Annotated in this window: 1 protein-coding gene; it reads left to right on the top strand. The window is 63.3% G+C overall.

Annotation, left to right across the window (positions count from 1 at the left end; all coding sequences use genetic code 11):
• Positions 1 to 193: 193 nt before the first annotated feature.
• Positions 194 to 719, top strand: a 526-nt coding sequence (locus ACQZ5N_RS26390) for an IS110 family transposase (RefSeq protein WP_448734572.1), incomplete at its 3' end; no start/stop codon positions are given.

The following is a 719-nucleotide window of genomic DNA, read 5'->3' as shown; positions in this document are numbered from 1 at the left end:
CTCGGGCTTGTGTGGAGGATTTGTGGTTTACTGGATGCATCAGCCGGGCATCGCAAACCCGGCTGATGCAGGCAGGCGGCCGTTTTTTCGGGCTGGTTTAGACAGCCGAGGACAAGCAAGGCCCTGCCTGCTCCCTTTGACCCCGAACGGTTGATCGGGCTTTTGCCCGCACCACAAGCCTGGGAGCAAGGCCATGATACACGATATCGCCGTCGTCGGCATTGACGTTTCCAAGCAGTATTTCGACATCCATATCCACCCCGCCGGTAAAAGCTTTCGTTGCGGTTCGTCACCGCACGAGATCACGCAGCTTGCCCGGCGTCTTTGGGAGCTGGGGCCGGTCGCCGTCGGCCTCGAAGCCTCGGGCGGCTATGAAAGCAGGCTGGCCGATGGTCTTCATGCCGCCGGCCTTGAGGTTTATATCGTCGCCCCCGCCCGCGTGCGCAGCTTTGCCCGCGCCATCGGCCAGCTGGCCAAGACCGACCGCATCGATGCGGCCATGATTGCGCGTTATCTGGCGGCGGTGCGGCGTGACCTCACACCCTACGCGCCTGATCCGGCTTGCCGCAGGATGCATGCGATCAGCGCCCACCGCCGGCGCCTGCTGGCCGAAAGGAGTGGGCTCGTCAGCCAGCTCGACACCATCGACGAACCGCTGGTGCGCGACCTGATCGAGGAGCGTCTGCGGACCATCGCACAGGATATTGCCACATTGGATG

Source organism: Agrobacterium sp. 22-221-1 (assembly GCF_053522445.1).
This window is presented reverse-complemented; position numbering and strand designations above follow the sequence as displayed.